At 53.2% G+C, this 18,510-nt stretch carries 21 protein-coding genes; 19 read left to right on the forward strand and 2 right to left on the reverse strand.

Going from position 1 to position 18,510, the window contains the following annotated elements; genetic code table 11:
- Positions 1 to 2: 2 nt before the first annotated feature.
- Complete coding sequence (locus AAIE03_RS03335) at positions 3 to 1,604, reverse strand: MFS transporter (RefSeq protein ID WP_019106043.1); 1,602 nt, start codon at positions 1,602 to 1,604, stop codon at positions 3 to 5.
- A 150-nt stretch (positions 1,605 to 1,754) separates the two neighbouring features.
- Here AAIE03_RS03335 and AAIE03_RS03340 point away from each other — a divergent pair, with 150 nt between their 5' ends.
- From AAIE03_RS03340 to AAIE03_RS03360, 5 genes are all read left to right on the forward strand, one after another.
- The gene (locus AAIE03_RS03340; RefSeq protein WP_498562781.1) at positions 1,755 to 2,540 is read left to right on the forward strand and encodes an IclR family transcriptional regulator; all 786 of its coding nucleotides are present in this window, start codon (positions 1,755 to 1,757) and stop codon (positions 2,538 to 2,540) included.
- A 7-nt stretch (positions 2,541 to 2,547) separates the two neighbouring features.
- Positions 2,548 to 3,000, forward strand: a complete 453-nt coding sequence (locus tag AAIE03_RS03345) for a universal stress protein (RefSeq protein ID WP_014605321.1) — start codon at positions 2,548 to 2,550, stop codon at positions 2,998 to 3,000.
- A 9-nt stretch (positions 3,001 to 3,009) separates the two neighbouring features.
- Complete coding sequence (locus tag AAIE03_RS03350; protein WP_105077785.1) at positions 3,010 to 3,819, forward strand: G protein-coupled receptor family protein; 810 nt, start codon at positions 3,010 to 3,012, stop codon at positions 3,817 to 3,819.
- A gap of 258 nt (positions 3,820 to 4,077) precedes the next feature.
- On the forward strand, positions 4,078 to 4,359 hold the full coding sequence (locus AAIE03_RS03355) for a lipoprotein (RefSeq protein WP_014605322.1): 282 nt from the start codon (positions 4,078 to 4,080) through the stop codon (positions 4,357 to 4,359).
- A gap of 467 nt (positions 4,360 to 4,826) precedes the next feature.
- Positions 4,827 to 5,702, forward strand: coding sequence for an SMP-30/gluconolactonase/LRE family protein (locus AAIE03_RS03360; RefSeq protein ID WP_072138916.1), 876 nt, complete (start codon positions 4,827 to 4,829; stop codon positions 5,700 to 5,702).
- A gap of 32 nt (positions 5,703 to 5,734) precedes the next feature.
- Here the strand turns inward: AAIE03_RS03360 and AAIE03_RS03365 are convergent, their stop codons facing one another.
- A complete protein-coding gene (locus AAIE03_RS03365; protein WP_014605324.1) occupies positions 5,735 to 6,955 on the reverse strand; it encodes an L-lactate MFS transporter in 1,221 nt (406 codons plus the stop codon).
- Positions 6,956 to 7,220: 265 nt separating this feature from the next.
- Between AAIE03_RS03365 and AAIE03_RS03370 the strand changes: the two genes are divergently transcribed.
- The 14 genes from AAIE03_RS03370 (at position 7,221) to AAIE03_RS03435 (ending at position 18,508) form a co-directional block, all read left to right on the forward strand.
- Positions 7,221 to 7,460 carry a hypothetical protein gene (locus AAIE03_RS03370; protein WP_013026608.1) on the forward strand — a complete coding sequence of 80 codons (240 nt, stop codon included), beginning with the start codon at positions 7,221 to 7,223 and terminating at the stop codon, positions 7,458 to 7,460.
- 383 nt (positions 7,461 to 7,843) lie between these two features.
- Positions 7,844 to 8,173, forward strand: coding sequence for an STN domain-containing protein (locus AAIE03_RS03375; protein ID WP_013026607.1), 330 nt, complete (start codon positions 7,844 to 7,846; stop codon positions 8,171 to 8,173).
- 321 nt (positions 8,174 to 8,494) lie between these two features.
- The gene (locus AAIE03_RS03380; RefSeq protein WP_029571443.1) at positions 8,495 to 9,028 is read left to right on the forward strand and encodes an RES family NAD+ phosphorylase; all 534 of its coding nucleotides are present in this window, start codon (positions 8,495 to 8,497) and stop codon (positions 9,026 to 9,028) included.
- 56 nt (positions 9,029 to 9,084) lie between these two features.
- Positions 9,085 to 9,453 (forward strand): hypothetical protein, encoded by a 369-nt coding sequence (locus AAIE03_RS03385; protein WP_246872860.1) that lies wholly within the window; start codon positions 9,085 to 9,087, stop codon positions 9,451 to 9,453.
- A gap of 1,023 nt (positions 9,454 to 10,476) precedes the next feature.
- A complete protein-coding gene (locus tag AAIE03_RS03390; RefSeq protein WP_013026604.1) occupies positions 10,477 to 11,052 on the forward strand; it encodes a fimbrial protein in 576 nt (191 codons plus the stop codon).
- A gap of 75 nt (positions 11,053 to 11,127) precedes the next feature.
- Positions 11,128 to 11,664: a fimbrial protein gene (locus tag AAIE03_RS03395; RefSeq protein ID WP_013026603.1), complete on the forward strand. Its 537-nt coding sequence runs from the start codon at positions 11,128 to 11,130 to the stop codon at positions 11,662 to 11,664.
- 42 nt (positions 11,665 to 11,706) lie between these two features.
- On the forward strand, positions 11,707 to 14,181 hold the full coding sequence (locus AAIE03_RS03400; RefSeq protein ID WP_181135410.1) for a fimbria/pilus outer membrane usher protein: 2,475 nt from the start codon (positions 11,707 to 11,709) through the stop codon (positions 14,179 to 14,181).
- Between the two features lie 57 nt (positions 14,182 to 14,238).
- Positions 14,239 to 14,988 carry a fimbrial biogenesis chaperone gene (locus AAIE03_RS03405; RefSeq protein WP_013026601.1) on the forward strand — a complete coding sequence of 250 codons (750 nt, stop codon included), beginning with the start codon at positions 14,239 to 14,241 and terminating at the stop codon, positions 14,986 to 14,988.
- A gap of 58 nt (positions 14,989 to 15,046) precedes the next feature.
- Entirely contained in the window at positions 15,047 to 15,625 is a 579-nt protein-coding gene (locus AAIE03_RS03410) for a fimbrial protein (RefSeq protein WP_246872741.1), read from the forward strand.
- The gene (locus AAIE03_RS03415; protein ID WP_014594227.1) at positions 15,625 to 16,179 is read left to right on the forward strand and encodes a fimbrial protein; all 555 of its coding nucleotides are present in this window, start codon (positions 15,625 to 15,627) and stop codon (positions 16,177 to 16,179) included. The genes AAIE03_RS03410 and AAIE03_RS03415 overlap by 1 nt, the downstream gene beginning before the upstream one ends.
- 161 nt (positions 16,180 to 16,340) lie before the next feature.
- The gene (locus tag AAIE03_RS03420) at positions 16,341 to 16,559 is read left to right on the forward strand and encodes a FaeA/PapI family transcriptional regulator (RefSeq protein WP_014605330.1); all 219 of its coding nucleotides are present in this window, start codon (positions 16,341 to 16,343) and stop codon (positions 16,557 to 16,559) included.
- Positions 16,559 to 17,233, forward strand: coding sequence for a hypothetical protein (locus tag AAIE03_RS03425; protein ID WP_210501502.1), 675 nt, complete (start codon positions 16,559 to 16,561; stop codon positions 17,231 to 17,233). Before AAIE03_RS03420 ends, AAIE03_RS03425 begins: the two co-directional genes overlap by 1 nt.
- On the forward strand, positions 17,212 to 18,006 hold the full coding sequence (locus AAIE03_RS03430; protein WP_498562782.1) for a fimbria/pilus periplasmic chaperone: 795 nt from the start codon (positions 17,212 to 17,214) through the stop codon (positions 18,004 to 18,006). The genes AAIE03_RS03425 and AAIE03_RS03430 overlap by 22 nt, the downstream gene beginning before the upstream one ends.
- Complete coding sequence (locus AAIE03_RS03435; protein ID WP_019106036.1) at positions 17,996 to 18,508, forward strand: fimbrial protein; 513 nt, start codon at positions 17,996 to 17,998, stop codon at positions 18,506 to 18,508. The genes AAIE03_RS03430 and AAIE03_RS03435 overlap by 11 nt, the downstream gene beginning before the upstream one ends.
- Positions 18,509 to 18,510 lie beyond the last annotated feature (2 nt).

The raw sequence follows: 18,510 nt of genomic DNA on the forward strand, positions 1-18,510 counted from the left end.
AGTTATCCCGACGTGGAGGTTGCAGAGTGGATCAAGGTTTGTGGCGGCCAGACCCGCTTGGGTAGCAGAGCAGTGATCAGCAGCAGCAGTAGCGCAAAACCGATCAGCAGCAGCCAGGTATCACTCAGGCCGAGCACCAGCGCCTGGTGCTTGACCTGGGTAGCGAAAGCGCGCAGGTTTTCAACAGAGCTTGCGCTGCCGTCTGGCAGAAGCGGATAGCGGCCACTGGCCTGGCCGCTGTCGGGGGCCGTCATCAGCCAGGGTCTGCTGGCCGCCTGATTAATCAGGATGCTGGAGTGAAACTGCTCACGATGGCTGACGAACCATGACACCAGGGTTGAGGCGGCGATGCTGGAGAATCCCCGCACGGTATTAAACATCGCCGAGGCGAACGGGCCTTCCGGCGGGGCAACGACGCTGGTGGCGCTCATCAGGACCGGCAAAATGACCATCGGTTGGCCCGCGGCCTGTAAGGCCTGAATCAGCCAAAAGTTGTCTCTCGCCCAGCCGGTGGTGATCTGCATGCCGAGCAGACAAGCGGCGATAAGCAACCCCAGGCCGAGCGACAGCACCCAGCGACAGTCGATCCAGCGAATATTCAGCAGGGCGGCGATAAAGGGCGCGATAATCAGCTGCGGTAAGCCGATGGTTAAGGCCAGCGGCGCAAACTGGGCAATACGGAACCCCTCAACCTGAGCAAAATAGGTTGAGGGCAGCGCCGAGCCGGACAGTGACACAATGAGTACGCCCGCCAGTACCAGCAAGCCGTGCATCAAATTACGCCGCCTCAGCATCTGCAACTTAAACAGCGGCAGCGGATGAAACCACTCGTTAATCAAAAACACAATCAGTAGCGGCAACGCCGCAAGAAGCATGGCCGCAATGAGCTGCGAATCCAGCCAGTCGAGCCGTTCGCCTTGCGTGAGCACCAGAACGACCAGCGCCATGCCGCTACAGCCGGTAAGCATGCCAAACAGGTCGATCTGCTGAAACCGTTCGGTGCGCAGGGGATCCTGAGGTAATCCCCAGGCCATCAATACGAGGGCAATCAGCATGCCGGGCACGACCTGCCAGAACACAAACATCCAGCTGACTTCATCTGTCCAAAAGGCCGCCAGCGAGGCGGCCATGTTCGGGCCAAACGTGGCGGTAAGCGCATAGGCGCCCAGGCCATAAAGCTTAATCGGAGGGGGCAAAAATCGCAGCGCGACGGTCATCAGCATCGGGGGAAGCGCGCCGCCAAACAGGCCCTGCACGACGCGCAAGGCAATAAACAGAGCAGGGTTCGTCATCAGCGGCAGCAGCACGCCGGATAATAAAAAACCGGCGGACATGATCAGCGAAAAACGGCGCAGGGAAAACGTCACGGCAAACCACGGCGCAATCATCATGGCGGCGACTTCGGCGGCCTGATAAACAGAAATAATCCAGCTACCCTGGTCGTAGCCGATGCCCAGCGCGGCACGAATATCGGCCAGGGCGATATCACTGACCCGATCGTTAAGGCCTGACGTCAGTGCGGCGATCCAGACGCCAAGCAGGCCTAATGCCAGTCGCAAGGTAAAGGGATGCAGCGTCGGCGCATTGCCGGGCCGGGTTGTCATAGCAGGTGCTCTCATTATTATGGTTCGATGTATTGCAATGCGATACAGCGCGGCGATATTACATGGCAATATGCTGTATTGCAATGCGGTACATGCTGTAAAACGTGCGCTTTTCGGGTTACAGTAAGTCAGCTCAAAAAGGACGACGCTATGACTCATCAATCATCCAGCCGCGAGGATGAAAAAACGGGCGGCATTCAGGTGATTGCCCGGGCGGCAAAAATTCTTAATGCCTTAGGCGAACATCCCAGTGGCATGAGTCTGGGCGAGATTGCGCAGGTGGTCGAGCTGCCGCGTTCCACCGTACAACGTATCGTGGCAGCGCTGGATAGCGCAGAGCTGGTGCGAAGCAGCGGGGCGGGCGGGCTGCGCCTGGGGCCGGCTTTGCTGAAACTGCTGTCCAGCGTCAACACGGATGTGGTGGATTTAGTGAAACCCCTGCTGGAAAAACTCTCTGCCGATACCAATGAAACCGTATCGCTGGCCCGCGCAAGCGGCTCACAGCTGGCGGTTGTACATTATGTTGTGGCGTCACGCGAGCTGCGCGTGGTGCCGCGCATCGGACTGGATCTGCCGCTTTACAGCACCTCAGGCGGCAGAGCGTTGCTGGCGCTGGAAAGCGATGCCGACGTGCAGGCGAGAGTAGGCGATGACTGGCGCGAACTGACCGATAAGACGGTTAAAACGCTGGCGGCGCTTTTGCAGATGATTCACGAGGTGCGTAAAACCAGTATTTCCTACGATCGCGGTGAAACGCTTGAAGGCGTTTCAACCATGGCTTTCGCGCTGGATACGATCTTCGGCCGCTTTGCGGTGTCCTTACTGGTGCCTACGGCACGTTTTAAGAAACACGAGGCACGTTATCGTGAGGAAATGCTGCAATGTAAACAGGCGCTGATTCGCGAAATTGGCAAAATCGCCGCTGTTGAAGGATAACGTCCCGATGAAAACAGTCTTAATGGCTATTGATAACACCCCCGTTGCGAAGAAAGTGATTTCCCTGACGATTGAAGAAGCGCTGGCACATCGTGCAGAAGTGATGGTGTTATGCTGCATCGATCCCGCTTATTCATCCTGCAGCCAGCCTATCGATATTGATGCAGGTGAAGATCCGGCGGATTTTGTTGCGGCTCAGGATGAACAGAATACCGCTGAAATGGTGGTGCGCCATGCGCTGGCCCCCTTATTGCAGGCTGGAATCAAGGCGCGGGGCATGATACTGGCCGGCGAAGCGGCGGACACGATTGTGGCGCAGTCGCAACAGTTAAACGCCAGCATGATTATTATGGGGCGACGCCATTTGTCTCCCTTTAACCGTTTATTGAAAGGATCTGTGAGTGCGGCCGTTGTTGAACGCGCGCATTGCCCGGTACTGATTGATGTGCGTAAGGATTAACAACGTAGTATGACTTCCCTGCTTTTAATTACGCTGGTGGCCTTTGTGCTGCTGGCGATTATCATTTTTATGTTGGTCAGAACGACCCGGTTGCGCGTCTGGCAGGGCATCGTCCTGTTTATCCTGCCGCTCATCCTGTCGAATATTTTATTGTTCAAGTGGATTTTGCCTCAGCAACAGCAGGAAAAACGCTACGAACGGGCTGCGGACTATATGGCGCAGGCAACGGTCTATCGGGTATTGCGTACTCAGGAACCGGCCCTGTGGCAATTACTGACACGCGAACTCGCCCACAAACTGCGTGAAGGGGAACCCATGATTCAGGCCGTTGGCGAGCTGAGAGGCTGGCTGACGGATGTGATTAATCAGCGTCTGATGCGCGCGTCAAACCATGCCATCGTTAATTACATTGGCGTTTCTGTCGAAGAAATGCAGGCGCTAAATAAACGCGATCCCGGCCTCTGTTTTCAGTTTCTCTATCCGCAGGTAAAGGGCGGCGTAAATCTGGCAAAAACGCTGCCGGCCGCGCTGAACCAAAAAGAGGCGGAAGCCACGGAATATTTGCTGCTTAACAGCCTGGTGGAAGAACAGCCGATGGATCGCGATCAGGCTCAGGATGATTTGAAGAATATTGTTGATCGCCTATACCAGAAATGGGGCGATAAGCTGCAGCAGCTCAATATACCAGCAGACACGGCAGTGGACCGCTCTTCAATGTGTGCCATGTCCATCGATCTCTACAGTGCAATTCTCGCACTCCCGGACAAGCAGGCCGCGAATCTGCTTCGTAGAATGATTGCGCTTTCCGGTGAGGGATAAGCAAAAAAAGCCCGCTTAACGCGGGCTAAATTGAGAGGCTTTTTTTTAGTGAGGCTTTTTATTAGTAGAGTCATACCTGGTGTTGTGCTTTGACTGTTTCTCGTTAGATGCAGTTTCGCAGTTTAATGGCACATTATGCCAACTGTTTACCCGTATTGAATCAATTGGTAAAACTTCGTAAATACGCGACAGTCGCGTACTATTCCTATAGATACGCATTTTGCAGCACCTTACACTGCGTCAAAATGTGAGGGAAAAATGAAAAAAACACTTATTGGTGCACTGGCACTTATTTTGCTGAGCGGCTGTACCGCCAGCAAACCCGGGGCGTTTGAGCGGGTCGATGAAGACACCTCCTCAAATACGGTACAGTACCGTTTCGATCCGTCAAAAGTTAATCGCGATGCCATGGAAATTGATGTGGCGAAATACTGCATGGATAAGGGTTTTGATAAGGTAGAAAATCTGCCTGCTCAGGACAGCACAATACCAGGCCTGAAGAAAACCTGGTATCAGTGTAATTACGCGGTGAAGAGTTAACGAATAAAACGAGGTGGGATTGAATCCCACCTTCTTTTTTATATTATGCTGTGTGAAATCTTTGCCCTTCAGTTTTTCTCATATCTGGCGGACATCCTTTCCTGTCTCCGCCTGTCGCTATCCTGCCCTGATATCATTTTTGACCCGCTGATAAAATAACCCGCTGATACTGTGGACAGGACCGTGGTACTCAATGCTTTCATACGACATCTCCACTTTTTCGATGCTTAAAATATTACGCTGAAATAGTGGAGTAAACATGTAGCCAGTGTAGAGTTACTTCGATAATTATTTCTTTATATTTCAAAATGGGCGGTGGCGGATAAAGAATCTGACTATTCCAATCAGAACAGGATGAATAAGCGCTAATATGCGTAAGACCTGTCTTAAAAACAAGTAAGAAAAGCGTTGTCCCGGTTGGGGAAATCGGAGCTACATTATTAGCAGGTCTATAAAGGGAGGCAAACATGGCTTACAAGGTAAAAAATATTCTGCCACTTCAGGCGGAGTTAGGGGAATGCCCGCTTTGGTCGGTAAAGGAGCAGGTATTGTGGTGCGTTGATATCCTGGCACCGGCGATTCATCGTTTTGATCCCCTTAGTGGCGAACTGACGACCTTTCCTCAGCAGGAGGAGGTAGGGTGCATAGGCTTGCGTGAACAGGGCGGTATCATCGCCGCGCTGCGCGGTGGCGTGTGGCTGCTGGATGAGCAGGGCAAACCACAGAAAAAAGTGGCTGATAATCCCGGTATCGCGGAGAAAAGCCGGTTCAATGACGGACGTGTCGATCCCTGGGGCAATTTCTGGTGCGGCAGCTTGTGGGAGCCACAGGATAAAAACGGCGGTTTGCTGTGCCGTGTGACGCCAGACCTGAAACTAGAGGTGAAAGCGCGTGATATCAAGATCTCAAACGGCGTGGCATTCTCCCCCGACCGCCAATGGATGTATCACACGGATACGCCCAATGCAGTGCTTTACCGCTATCCGTTGGATGCGCAGGGCGAACCGGGCGAGCGGGAGGTTTTTCGACGTTTTGACGCCAGCGGCGGTTTACCCGATGGTGCAGCGGTAGACAGCGAAGGTTTTTACTGGTCGGCACTCTTCGATGGCGGCCGGGTTGTGCGCATCCATCCTCAGAGTGGTGAAATCGTCGATGAGATCAGGCTGCCGGTTAAATGGCCAACGATGGTGGCCTTTGGCGGCAGCGAGTTAAAGACGTTGTATATCACCAGTTCACGAGAAAATCTCAGTAAAGAAGATCGGGAACGTTATCCGGAATCGGGAGATATTTTCGCGGTTGAGCTGGACGTGGCCGGCATGGCGGAACCGCTGTTTCGCGGCTAAAAAGGGAGGCCAGGCTGTCCTGGCCTCTGAAATTACTGGCGTTGCAGCTGCGGCGCGCTCCCGGACTGACTCTGCGGCATCCGGATAGTGAGCGACAGCAGTAAGGACATGACCAATAGCGTCATGATAAGGCTGAACGTCACGGTAAAACCGCCAAACAGTGAGGCAACCAGCGATCCCAACACGCTGCCAATGCCAAACCCCAAATAAATCAGACCATAGTTTTTCGTCAGGTTATTCAGGCCGAAAAAGTCACTGACCAGGGAAGGGAACACGGTAATCGTGCCGCCGAAGCTGAAGGCGACACAGGCCAGCGACAGGAAAAAGGTGGTCTGGTTCATGTGCGTAAACAGTAATACGCTCATGCCTGTCAGAGCGATCAACTGGGCCAGGGAAATAACCCGGATACGAACCATTTTGTCCGACAGGACGCCCAGCACCAACCGACCACTCAGGTTAGCGACGGCAATGACGGTGACCGCGTTAGCCGCTGTCTGAGTGCTGAGGTGCACCAGGCCTTCCCCGATATCTTTGGCGACGCCAATGACGTAAAGCCCGCTCATGCACGCCGTCAGGAACATCAGCGCCAGCATCCAGTACTGCGGAAGGCGCACTGACTCAGCGAGCGTATAATTGCGGGTTGCCTGATGTTGCGCCGTTGACGAACGTTGCAATGGCGCATCGCGCATCATCAGCGCACCGATAACTATCATCGTCATGGCTAATAACCCCCAGAGAATAAAGGTTTTTTCAAGCCCAAACTCAGCCAGTAGCGCCCCACAGATAAATTTGAAACCCAGGCTGCCCAGGCCGTAGGCACCAATCGCGCAGGCGGATATCATCCCTTTACGTTCAGGAAACCATTTCACGCAGTTAGACAATGTCATCAGGTAACCTGCGCCGTCAGCCAGCCCCAGCAGAATGCCTGCGCTCAGGTACAGCATGACCAGGTTATCGGCATGTGAAGTCAGCCATAAGCCCAGCGCCATCATTACTCCCGCGCCAATCGTCACCTTACGGACACCAAAACGTTCCTGCAGCTTACCGGCAAGCGAAGAGGCTACCGCCAGGCCCAGACTCAGTAATCCAAATGAAAAGGCCACCTGGCTCACCGATGCCGCCAGCTTTTGCGATAGCTGACCATTAAACAAACTCCAGGTATAAACCGATCCCAACGCAAACTGGGTAATCACTGTGCCGAAAAGGGTTAACCAGCGTGTACGCTGACCAACAGCCTGTTGTCGCTCATTCATTATTTTTACTCCCACAGGAAAACTGGAAACTGCGGCCAGATTAAACAAATGCCTGACGCGCGGGAGGGAAAAGAGCATGAACGGAATGCAGAATGGAATGAAATGCCGTGAGAGCGGCATGAATGGCAGGCGCGATAAACGTAACCAGACTAACCATGTGATGAGTTCAGGTAAACAGACGTAAGGGAATGTTACAGGTAGCGGTTTTTACCGGCAGGTTGCGTGTTTTTTTGCCAGGCTTAAAGTCCATTCAACAGGAGGAAATATGAAAGACCGGACATATGAATCCATCACCAGTGAGGATGAAGTTTGCTGCATTATCGGTCAGGCAGTGATCGAATTGAGCACAGAGCAGCAGCCTGTCACGAAATCTACGCTGGCGCTAAAATTATTGTCAATGGCGGATCGTGACAGCGACGATGAGCGAGTTCTGCTCTACTGGATTGCGCGCAAGGCGATCAATCAACCACAATATCTTGTCAATCAGCAGCAACAATGGGCATGAGGCCCTGACAGGAAAGGGTTCCACGCCCGGTACGGTTCAGCGTAACGCACAGCGCGTAATCGTAACGCGTACAGCACACCTGAAAACTGACCGTAAAATCGTGGTAAAGCCAGGGATGGCATCGACCTCCTCTTCTCCCCCCAGTGATCTCTCTTCCCCGACCCGGCTGCCGTTTCAATTTACATTCTGATCTGTCTCGCGCTGGGGCGCTTCCCGATGCTGCGGCCCGCGTTCTGGTGAGTCTGACGCTGGACGGAGCGGTTCAAAGAATCGGATGAAAGACGCCCGCGGACCTGTGATCACACTCAGACATATTCCCCCTGCTGACAGGCACCACCCGTTGTGGGAATAATGAATGCCTGTTTTCCCTGCCGGAGAGGTTTATGAATTCAGTCCCCCTCAAGTGCCTTGGCGTAATGATATTCGCTATCCTCGCTTCGGCATGCAGCCCTTCATCCAATGGTCACATTCCTCTGGGTAAATGTGACGTTAAAGGGACTTACAGTATAAATTTCCCACGCTTTGACGAAACGGCACAGCAGTTAGCCCATGCATCAGGCTGTTTTATTGAGACGGACTTGTCAAGAACCGGCGCTGTCCACGTCAATCCTGTGCAGGGAACCATGACGATTCGGGAAGCGGTCAGTCAGGCGATTAAAGGCACCTCACTTACCATCGTGGCGCAAAAACCGGACACCATCACCGTTGAATAATCAGGGCGAAGAATATGCGTAACTTAGCGGCGCTAACAGGAATGGTGTGGCTCTTATCCGTGTCAGCCTGCTACGCCGGTTATGGCGGAGCGGACAGCAATGGCGGAAGTGGCCTTCCAGGAAAGAACGGGCAACGCGGGATGGCGGGCTGTCCCGGTGGCACGCCACGCTCAACAGACGGTCACTTTTATTTGCCGGGTACACAGGAGCGGTGCAATCCGCCCTCTGCCAAAAAACACCACTGGGGCCCGCAGCGGAGCGTTGAGAGCATTTAGGCTAACCCGCCTGAATGCCTCACGGGCACGTTAAAAGGTGAGAACGATGAACCCTGACGCTTTTTTGCCCCTTGCGGGCCAGTTTTATCGCGCGGTGTTATCTGAGAATGCCCGGGCTGTCCTCGCTGCGCCCGGGCTGCAAAGTGCTGGTCGTTATCATCGGCAGGGGCAATCAGCGTTATATATGAGCCCCAGGCCTGAATGGTCTGTAATCGCGGTTTCAGGTTACATGCGGGAAGATGGCTTACCGCGCGTGCTCATTCCGCTACGCGTGATGGGGGCCAGGGTTGTCGATCAGCGGGATAAAGCGCGTTGTCTGCAAATGGGAATTATCCCTGAGCTATCGAATCGCCCCTGGCGTCCCGCGCTGCAGCAGGGACAAACGCCGGACGCCTGGGAAAATGCGGACAGAGCAAGAGCATTAGGCGCCGATGGGATAATTGACTGTTCCCGTATGATTCCCGGCGGTTGGCACCTCTGTCTGTTCCGCTGGAATACAGATAATGCGCCATGCGTTGCGGTATGCGGCAAACCTATTACGATCACGCTTTCACAGAATGGCCCCAAATGGGGATTATAACGGGTGCAGTGCAGCCGAAAACCTCCCCTCTGAAACCCTTCAGACAGGTGAATAACATGAGAACCGCTTCTCTGCTGCTGTGCTCGCTCCTCCCATTAATGGCCCTGGCGACAGCGCCAGATTATCCGGGATGCGACCTCAATGTGCAGCATCCGCTGATGGCGGCGCCAGTTGGCAGCATGACGGACGTGCGTGAGGCGCACATTGTTATGCGTGCCGATGTCCTACAGGCCGATATCGGCAATGCCCGGAAAGCGCGCCAGCTCACGCAGCCAGAAGCCCGCGCGCTGTGGCAGGACATTGCACAGGTGCGCAAAGACAGTGCCCGGTGGGTGAAAGTCCAGGGGTTTTTAAGTGCGGCGGAGCGGGCCAGTTATGACCGCGCGCTGGATCGCGTGGCGGTGCAACTCTGTAAACGCGGATGAACCCTGACAAATTAATGTTTTGATCAAAATGGATAATCTGATTTCACTGTCAGTAGCCTTAAAAACAACTAAAAAAGCAATGCTTTTCTATTTTCATAATTCATATTTATAACGCCGTTCACAATTATAAGCTTTTCCACTCTTTAACCGAAAATACCCTACTTTAGCTTTACTAAAGCCTGTGTCCGGAAATCACAGAAAGGATGGACGTTATGCTCGCTATCCCTGCCGATATTTGCGCCCGGCACGTCACGCGCTTTAACCGGCATTTCCCTGCCAGACTGTAAACATGCCCCTCAGAAACTATTTTTTTATTTATGAATGTTTTTAACGAATCAATGTGGTTTGGGGGCTTTACTATGTCGTCATAAAACCGGCCTTTCGCCAACCGCGGCATCATGCAATGTGCCCGGCGCAGGGTACGCCTTAAAATCACATCCGCAGGTAAAATGCCGCTGGCGGAGCTGGAAACGATCGGATTTTTCACAAGCGGAGGTCAGGTGCAATGAAATAATTTCGAAAAAGGATAATATTATCCGGAATAATTATTAACCGTGTGGTTTGTATCAAGTCATAATTTTTTGACATGGGCGTCATCATAACGAACGCGTGCTGTGCGCGCACGAATCTATATTGGGAATGTTATCACTTTGAGAAGAAAGCAGATGCCCTTAAGAATATTCGTCTCACTTAATATGTAACTCTGATGTATTTTACTTTTCGATCTTTAATTCTACATTTTTACACTTTAATGAGATAATAAACTATAGTTTAAATTTATCTGGTTTTATCTACTTTGCGGCAAGATTAAATTAGTATTAAAGATCGTATATACATTTAATTTCTTTATTTTGTTTGTAAATCAAAAACTCCAATGCATAATTGGCTTTGCCAGTTTTAAGGTGTGTTTTTAATTAATTTCTATGCTTTTGTTAAATGTATAAGTATTTGTTAAATAGATATTGATCTGTTTGATGGTATTTATTTGTTATTGCATTAATCAATTAACGGGATTAAATAGGTATGAAAATTAATAAAGTTGCAGTGGTTTTGATGCTTGCTCTGGGAATGGGCGCAACAGGTGCGCATGCGGCCAATCAGGGACAGGGAAAAATCACTTTCCATGGTCATATCATTGATGCTGCATGTTCCATCGGGAGTGACAGCGAAAAACAAACTGTTGAACTGGGCCAGATTTCAGCTCGACAGCTAGAAGATCAAGGAACATCCAGCCCAAAAGTTTTCACTATTGATCTGGAAAACTGCCGCATGAACAGCACCGACGATGGCAATGGTAACACTGTTATCACCTCGCCAACGGTGAAAGTGACCTTCGGTGGAACGGCTGCAGTAAAATCCGATGGCTCCACAGATAATAATAAGTTCGGCATTATGGGCACCGCATCCGGTGCGGGCGTGGTGATCACCGACGCGTCCAGCGCAATTATTCCCGTTGGCGGTTCCAGTGAAGCCCGTACCTTAATTGAAGGCAATAATACGTTGGCATTCTCTGCCTATCTGCAGGGACTGGACGACAATAATGCGATTAAATCCGGTGAGTTTACCTCGATTGCTGACTTTACGTTGGCGTATGACTAAGAGCTGATCACAAACGTTTCCCCTACCCGGTCAGCTCATGACCGGGTAGGGGAGTTATCTACAGGCATAAACAGGATGCATATTGTTTATTTGCGTTTGACGCTATTCATCTTTTTTATTTGCCATTTCACTGTCCAGGCGTCCCCGATTAAAGATGAGGGGCAGGGCCGTGTTTACGTTAATGGTCAGATTCTGACATCGGCGTGCAATATTCATACTGAAGATGTCTGGCAAGAATTTGTGTTCGATTCACTTACGCCGCATATCGTAGAGAATAATAATGGGCTCAATGAAAAACGATTTTCCATTCGCTTAGTGAATTGTGATCTTAGAGACGAAGATAAATGGCGAAGCATAGCGTTCACCTTTTCAGGTGAGGCGGTTTCTCACGCGCCCTCTTTATTTTCGCTGAGGGGCGAGGCCAAAGGGATTGCACTCAAAGTGACTGACAGTGACGGCGAGCAGGCATTGCCGGGCATACCTATGCACAGCGTTGTCCTGAGTCAGAATGAACATCAGTTTGATTATGTTATGCAGGTGGTTCCGGATGGAAAAGTCTATATAGAAGGCGACTGGGCGGGTGCAATACGTTTTATGCTGAGTTATCAGTAAATCCCTTTCTTGCACGATTCGCTATAACAAAAGATAACGTAAATGGGTAAATCACAACTATTACATCGATATTGTCTTTTTTTTAGCGTTTTAATAACGATGTCGGGTTATTGCGTCGATACACGCGCTGTTGAATTTAATACTGACATTCTTGATGCCGAAGATCGAAATAATATTGATTTATCCCGTTTCGCCCGTGCGGGTTACATCATGCCGGGTACCTATAGTCTCACACTTCGATTGAATGAGCGGAATATCATTGAACAGGAGGTGGTGTTTAAAGAGAAGAAAGGTGCCGAAGAAGTGCAGGCCTGTCTGACGCCTCAGCAGGTTGAGTTACTCGGTCTTAAGCACGCTGCGCTGGCAAAGATAAGCTTTGACCATAATGACGACTGCGCTGATTTTTCCGCGCTGGACGGTGTCAGGCTGCGCGGCGATCTTTCAACCTCGTCGCTCTATATTTCGGTACCCCAGGCCTGGCTCGAATATCAGGATGCCACCTGGCTGCCGCCTTCACGCTGGGAGAATGGCGTACCGGGGGTGATGCTGGATTATAACATCAATACCAGCTTCACCCGTCCGGTACACGGCAGTCAGTCACAGCGAGCCAGTGCCACCGGTACGCTCGGTGCAAACAGCGGGCCCTGGCGTTTGCGGGGCGACTGGCAGGCTAACTACAACAAGACCGGCGGCTCCAGCGGTGGCACGACCCAACGTATCGACTGGAGTCGCTTTTACCTTTATCGCGCGCTGCCGTCGCTTATGGCGAAACTCACTCTGGGTGAGGATTATCTTCGATCGGATATTTTTGATACATGGCGCTTCACCGGCGCGTCATTGGTCAGCGATGAAAGCCAGCTGCCCCCCAGGCTGCGCGGCTATGCGCCGGAGGTGAGCGGCATTGCACGCACCAATGCCAAAGTCATCATCAGCCAGCAGGGACGGATCATTTACGAAACCATGGTGGCGGCAGGACCGTTCCGCGTGCAGGAACTCAGCAGTGCGGTGAGTGGGCAACTGGACGTAAAGGTGGAAGAGCAGGACGGTAGCGTACAACACTTTCAGGTCACCACCGCCACCGTGCCCTATCTGACCCGGCCGGGCCAGGTGCGCTACAAGCTGGCCACCGGGCGCCCCTCCGATTTCCACCACCATGTGCAAGGACCGACATTTGGCACCGCCGAAATATCATGGGGCGTGGCTAACAGTTGGTCACTGTATGGCGGGAGTATTTTCTCTGCGGACTATCACAGTCTGGCCATTGGCGTGGCTCGTGATCTTTACCGGTTTGGTGCGCTCTCAGCGGATATCACCCAGTCTGCAACATCGTTACCGGACAGGGGACATTTACAGGGCCGTTCCTACCGTTTGAGTTATTCAAAGCGCTTTGACGACTTCAACAGCGATTTGACCTTTGCGGGCTACCGTTTTTCCGAACGCAATTACATGACCATGACGGAGTACCTTGACGCGCGCTATCGCAATGGCGTAACGGGCAGCAGTAAAGAACTTTATACCGTTACGGCGAGCAAAAGTTTTACGGATCTCAACCTTTCTGCCTACCTGAGCTGGTCTCACCAGACGTACTGGGATCGCCCGCGTGCCGACCGTTACAGCCTTTCTGCCAGTCGTTATTTCGATCTGAACCGTTGGCGCAATCTGTCCGCCACCGTTTCCGCCGTGCGAACGCGCGATTACGGCCGTAAGGATGATGCGCTCTGGCTAACGATAAGTGTTCCTTTTGGTCAGGGGACGGCCAGCTACAACGGCAACTGGAGTCAACAGACTTACAGCCAAACCGCAGGATGGTATGAACGCCTGGAAAACGGTGACAGTTATCGCCTGTCGGCCGGAACGCGAAGCGGAAAAAGCGAGAGCATCACGACCCAGGCGAGCGGGCTGTACAGCCACACAGGAACGGCTGCAGACATCACCGCCAATCTGGACTGGCAGCAGAACGGCTATACCTCAGCGGGCTTGTCGATTAGCGGCGGCCTGACAGCGACCAGCGAAGGGGGCGCGCTCCATGGCAGCAGCGTCAGAGGAGGCACCCGAGTGTTGGTCAGCACCGATGGCGTGGCGAATGTGCCGGTGGGCCGTAATGGCATGACCAACCGATTTGGCCTGGCCGTGGAACCCTCCGTACCCGGCTACTATCGCGCCACGGTCAAGGTAGATGTGAATCGGTTGCCGGATGACATCGAAATCAGTAGCGCGCCCGTTGCGGAAGTTTCACTGACCGAAGGGGCGATTGGTTTCCGCCGTTTTGACGTGCTCAAGGGTGCGAAAGTCGTGGCGACTGTCGCGATGGCTGACGGCACTTTTCCTCCTTTCGGGGCCAGCGTGCGCAATGCAAAAGATCAGGAGTTAGGCATGGTGAGTGAAGCGGGCTTAGCCTGGATTTCAGGGGTTAAACCCGACGAGGTGCTGACGCTGTTCTGGGGCGACAAGGCACAGTGCCGGGCAACGCTTCCGTCACTCATCCCCGACAGTCAACTGCTGCTGCCCTGCGAGTAACCTTCCCATGCAGCCTGTCTGGGATCTGAAAGCAAACGTATACAAGGTGCAAACGAGATGATGAAAAGACGCAAGGATAGGTGGGCATTACTGTTGATAACGAGTGTGCTGGCGACGTTGGCAGGGCAAACAGCGCAGGCCGCCATTGCCCTTGACCGCACGCGCGCCATTTTTAACGGAGGCGAAAAAAATCTCATCCTGAATATCAGCAACGACAATCAGAAAGAGCCCTATCTGGCTCAGGCCTGGCTGGAAGATGCACAGGGCAATAAGCTCACCAACTATCTCAGGGTCACGCCGCCCGTGCAGCGCGTGGAGCCGGGCGCAAAGAGCGTCATTCGCATTACCGCGTTGCCCTCTTCCGCCTCGCTGCCGCAGGACAGGGAAAGTGTGTTTTATTTCAGCGTCCGGGAAATTCCGCCGCGCAGTGACCGCGCCAACGTGTTGCAACTGGCCCTGCAGACCCGAATCAAACTGTTCTATCGACCAGCCAGCATCACCCCTGAGCGCTTCAGCCGCCATGATGATCAGTTAGTCCTGCACAAAGTGAAAGGCGGTTTCCGCGTGGAGAACCCAACACCTTATTACATGACGTTGCTGGGGATCATCAGTAAAGGCAACCGTGCTGTTGAGAAAAGCTTTGTGCCCGTCATGATCGCCCCGATGTCGAGCGAGACGGTGAAGTCCTCGGTTTCCCGCGATCCGCAAATTATCACCATTAATGATTTTGGTGGAAAACCTGTTCTGCCCTTTCTCTGCCAGGGCTCGGTATGTCGGGCCGATCCCGTGGCCGTCACTCAGCACTGAAGAAGGAGACAGAATAGTGATAGTGCGAGCGTCTGAACTCTATGTCGGATGGAAACACATGATGGCAATAACCCTGATCGCAGTGCCGCTGATATCCACGTTCCCGCGAGCTCACGGACGGGAAGCCCGGTGGGAAAATACGCTAAGAGGAATGTTGCAGGCCTCAGGCTCATTGATCACCTCGCCCTGTGTATTAATGCCGGAATCTCAGGTTCAGCATATTACGCTCAGCCCTGTTGCGTTGGCGGCGTTAAACAAGACAGGCGATGTCACTGTGCCCGTGGATATTCATCTCGTACTGGATCACTGTCCCAGCGGCGCCCGGCATTCTGGCACCCCACAGGACCTGCGCCACAGGTTATGGCTCGCCGATCAGCTCTCGGTCAGACTGCGTCTCCTCGGCGACAGGGCCAATGATGATGCGCGATTTTTCAGCATAAAAGGCGCATCCGGTCTTTCTCTGCGCATGGAGGATCCTTTGGGTAACCTCCTGATTCCCGGCCTGTTAAGCCAACCCGTTCCGCTTGCCGAGGGGCGCAATGACCTGGTACTCAAAGCACAGCTCTGGCGTAACCGCGATCCGCTGGAAGCGGGCGAGTGGCAGGCCGTTATCAACATTGGCATGGAGTACGAGTGATGGAGAACCTAATCCGTTTTCGTCGCGCGGGCGGTGGTTTGCTGATAGCGATTGGCCTCACGATGTTCACCGCGCTGCTGCTGGTCAGGGCGAAAGCGGATGCGGGATCAACGGACGTTGTATTCCGCGGAACGCTGCTTGCCGTGCCCTGTCTGGTCGACATGGATTCGGTGGATCAGACGGTAGCCTTCTCGCCCATCGTCGCCCGGCACTTTACCAACAATCATCAGTCCTATCCGGTCGACTTTTCCATTGCGCTAAAAGAGTGTGACCTGTCTGTCGGCTCGCAGGTAAGCGTCACGTTTTTTGGCGATAAAAACGCCGTAAATCCTGCACTTTTTGCGCTGAATGGCACGGTGGAAGGGTTGGGGCTGGCGGTCAACGATGCTCAGGGTAACGCGGTACTTCCCGGTGTGCTTCAGCCGCCTGTTGAACTCACCGACACGGAAAATCGGCTGGAGTGGCTGGCCCGATTGCAGCGTACGGCCGCAAATGGCGAGGTCACGTTAGGGGAATACAGTGCAATGATCACCTTTCAGTTGCAATACGAATAAAACAGCACCGTTACTGCCGCCTTGTAGTCAAGGCCGCAAAGCGCACAGCATCAGGAGGTACAGCCGTTGAATATCTTCAGCTTGTTAGATCAAGGCCATCAAGCCGGTACTCAAACTCATCCGGCCAGCGTGCGCGGCCGGGTACTGATCAGGGAAGTGATATGCGTAACGAACGCCTGAAACAACAGTGCCTTGCCGTGCTGGGCACCGCCAGGGACGTGGACAAAGGACTGTCCACCCGAGACATCGCTGACGCGCTGGATATTAGCGTGTACAAAACCCGATTGCTGTTGCTGGATCTTGAGAAAGAAGGGCGGGTCAAGGCGCTGCCGCGTGAAAAGCCCTGGCGGGGGGCGGCCCGGCGCTGGGCGGGTCGTTGATGACTGGCACAAGTGTGTGTTCAAACGCCTTCTTCCAGCTTGGGCTTGAGGCGATACAGCAGGCGCTGTCAGACCATTTGGGCAAGCAGATTCGCCTTCAGGGATTCTACTTTCCGACGATGCAAGCGCTGCTCGCCTGGAGCATGAATCCACGGCTCGCAAAGGGATGCATGATTGTGATTGCCGGCAGTAACCCGGTGCTGTCGGTGTTAAGCGGCCTGGTGGATCCGAAGCGCATCCTGCTGTCAGACGCGGGCGAATCCCGGCAGGCACTGATGGAGAAACTTTACATCAAGGCGCGATGCGCGCACCTGAAGTTGCCGGTAAAAAAAGAGGCCATTTACCTGACCCGGCGTGAAGTGATCTATATGCGCGCCTTTATACAGGGCAAACCACACCAGTCACACAGTAAACGTGACAGCGGTATTCGACTGGCTGTGATGAAGAAAATTGGGGCAACAGGGCCGGTTTCTCTGCTGATTCGTTTTCGCCTGTTGCGCGGCCTTAAAAGCGATTACCTGCTGAAACCTGCCCGGTTAGCGCACGGGCAGGCGGTGGAACAGCGCGGCGGCATCCCGCAGAACATCACGCCGACTGCGCAAAGAGACAGGCGTTGCCTCGGGCAGCCGGAAACACAACAGGACATTTTGCTATGTGGACAAAAGCGATATTGATAAAGCTCTGGGCCATTCTGGCGCTGGCAGGCAGTGTGAATGCCCATGGCGCGCTGACGGTTGATCGATCGCGCCTGATCCTTAATCAGGGGGAAAAGTCGATCAGCCTGAACGTAACCAACCGCAATGAAAAAGATCCCTACCTGGCGCAGGGCTGGATGGAAGATGTAGACGGAAAAAAAATCAGCGGTCCGCTGATGGTATTGCCGCCGGTGCAGCGTGTTGAAGCGGGCGGCAAGACGCTGGTGCGTATTCAGGTTCTCCCGGCCATCTCGTCGCTGCCGACAGACAGGGAAAGCGTTTTCTACCTTAATCTGCGGGAAATACCGCCAAAATCGGCTAAAGCCAACGTCCTGAAGCTGGCGATGCAGATCCGGCTCAAAGTCTTCTATCGCCCTAAAGGACTGAACGTGGATCCGATGTCAGATACGGTTCCCGGCACGGAAACCCTGACGCTGATTAAGCAGGGAAACCAGTATGAAGTGCACAACCCAACGCCCTACCATTTTTCCTTCGTCGAAGTCAGACGAAGCCTGACCGGAAGCGGACTGGCACGTTTTGAACCCGTCATGGTGGCACCGAAAAGCCGCCAACTGCTCAGTCCGACCGTCAGTGAGTTAGGCAGCACGCCGGTTCTGATGTTCGTCAGCGATTACGGCAGCCAACGGTTGTTGCCGTTTATTTGCAACGGCAACACCTGCCAGGCAGAGAAATCGCGCATACCGAATGAGATTTCCTTTAGGCAACAGCAGGCGGAGCGCAATGAAAGCTAAATTCAGGCTGTGCAGCCTTCTGCTGCTGACTGCATTCATGGCGAGCAGCGTACAGGCAGAGGTTAACAATGGGGATATGACCACGCTGACCATCCGCGGCATTCTGGTGGAGACGCCGGAATGCGTGGTCAACAACCAGGAACCCATCGAGGTGGACTTTGGTGAGGATGTGGTGATTAGCCGAATAAACGGCGTTGATTATAAAAAGACACGAATCATGTACAGCCTGCTGTGTACATCCCTGGCTAAACAGGGGCTAAAAGTCACGATTATCGGCGAACCGGCTGCGTTTAATACTTCGCTGCTTGCAACCAGCAAATCGGCACTGGGTATTCAGTTAATGCATGAGAATGCCGCGCTGTCGCCGGGCAGCAGCGTTGCATTCAATTATAACGACGGCGCGTTGCCCGAATTATGGGCCGTGCTGGCAGTACAGAACAACGCTCTGCCCACGGCCGGTACCTTTACAGGTAATGGAACGATGGTGTTTGAGTATCAGTAAGG

This window comes from Pantoea sp. Ae19-2 (assembly GCF_059801205.1).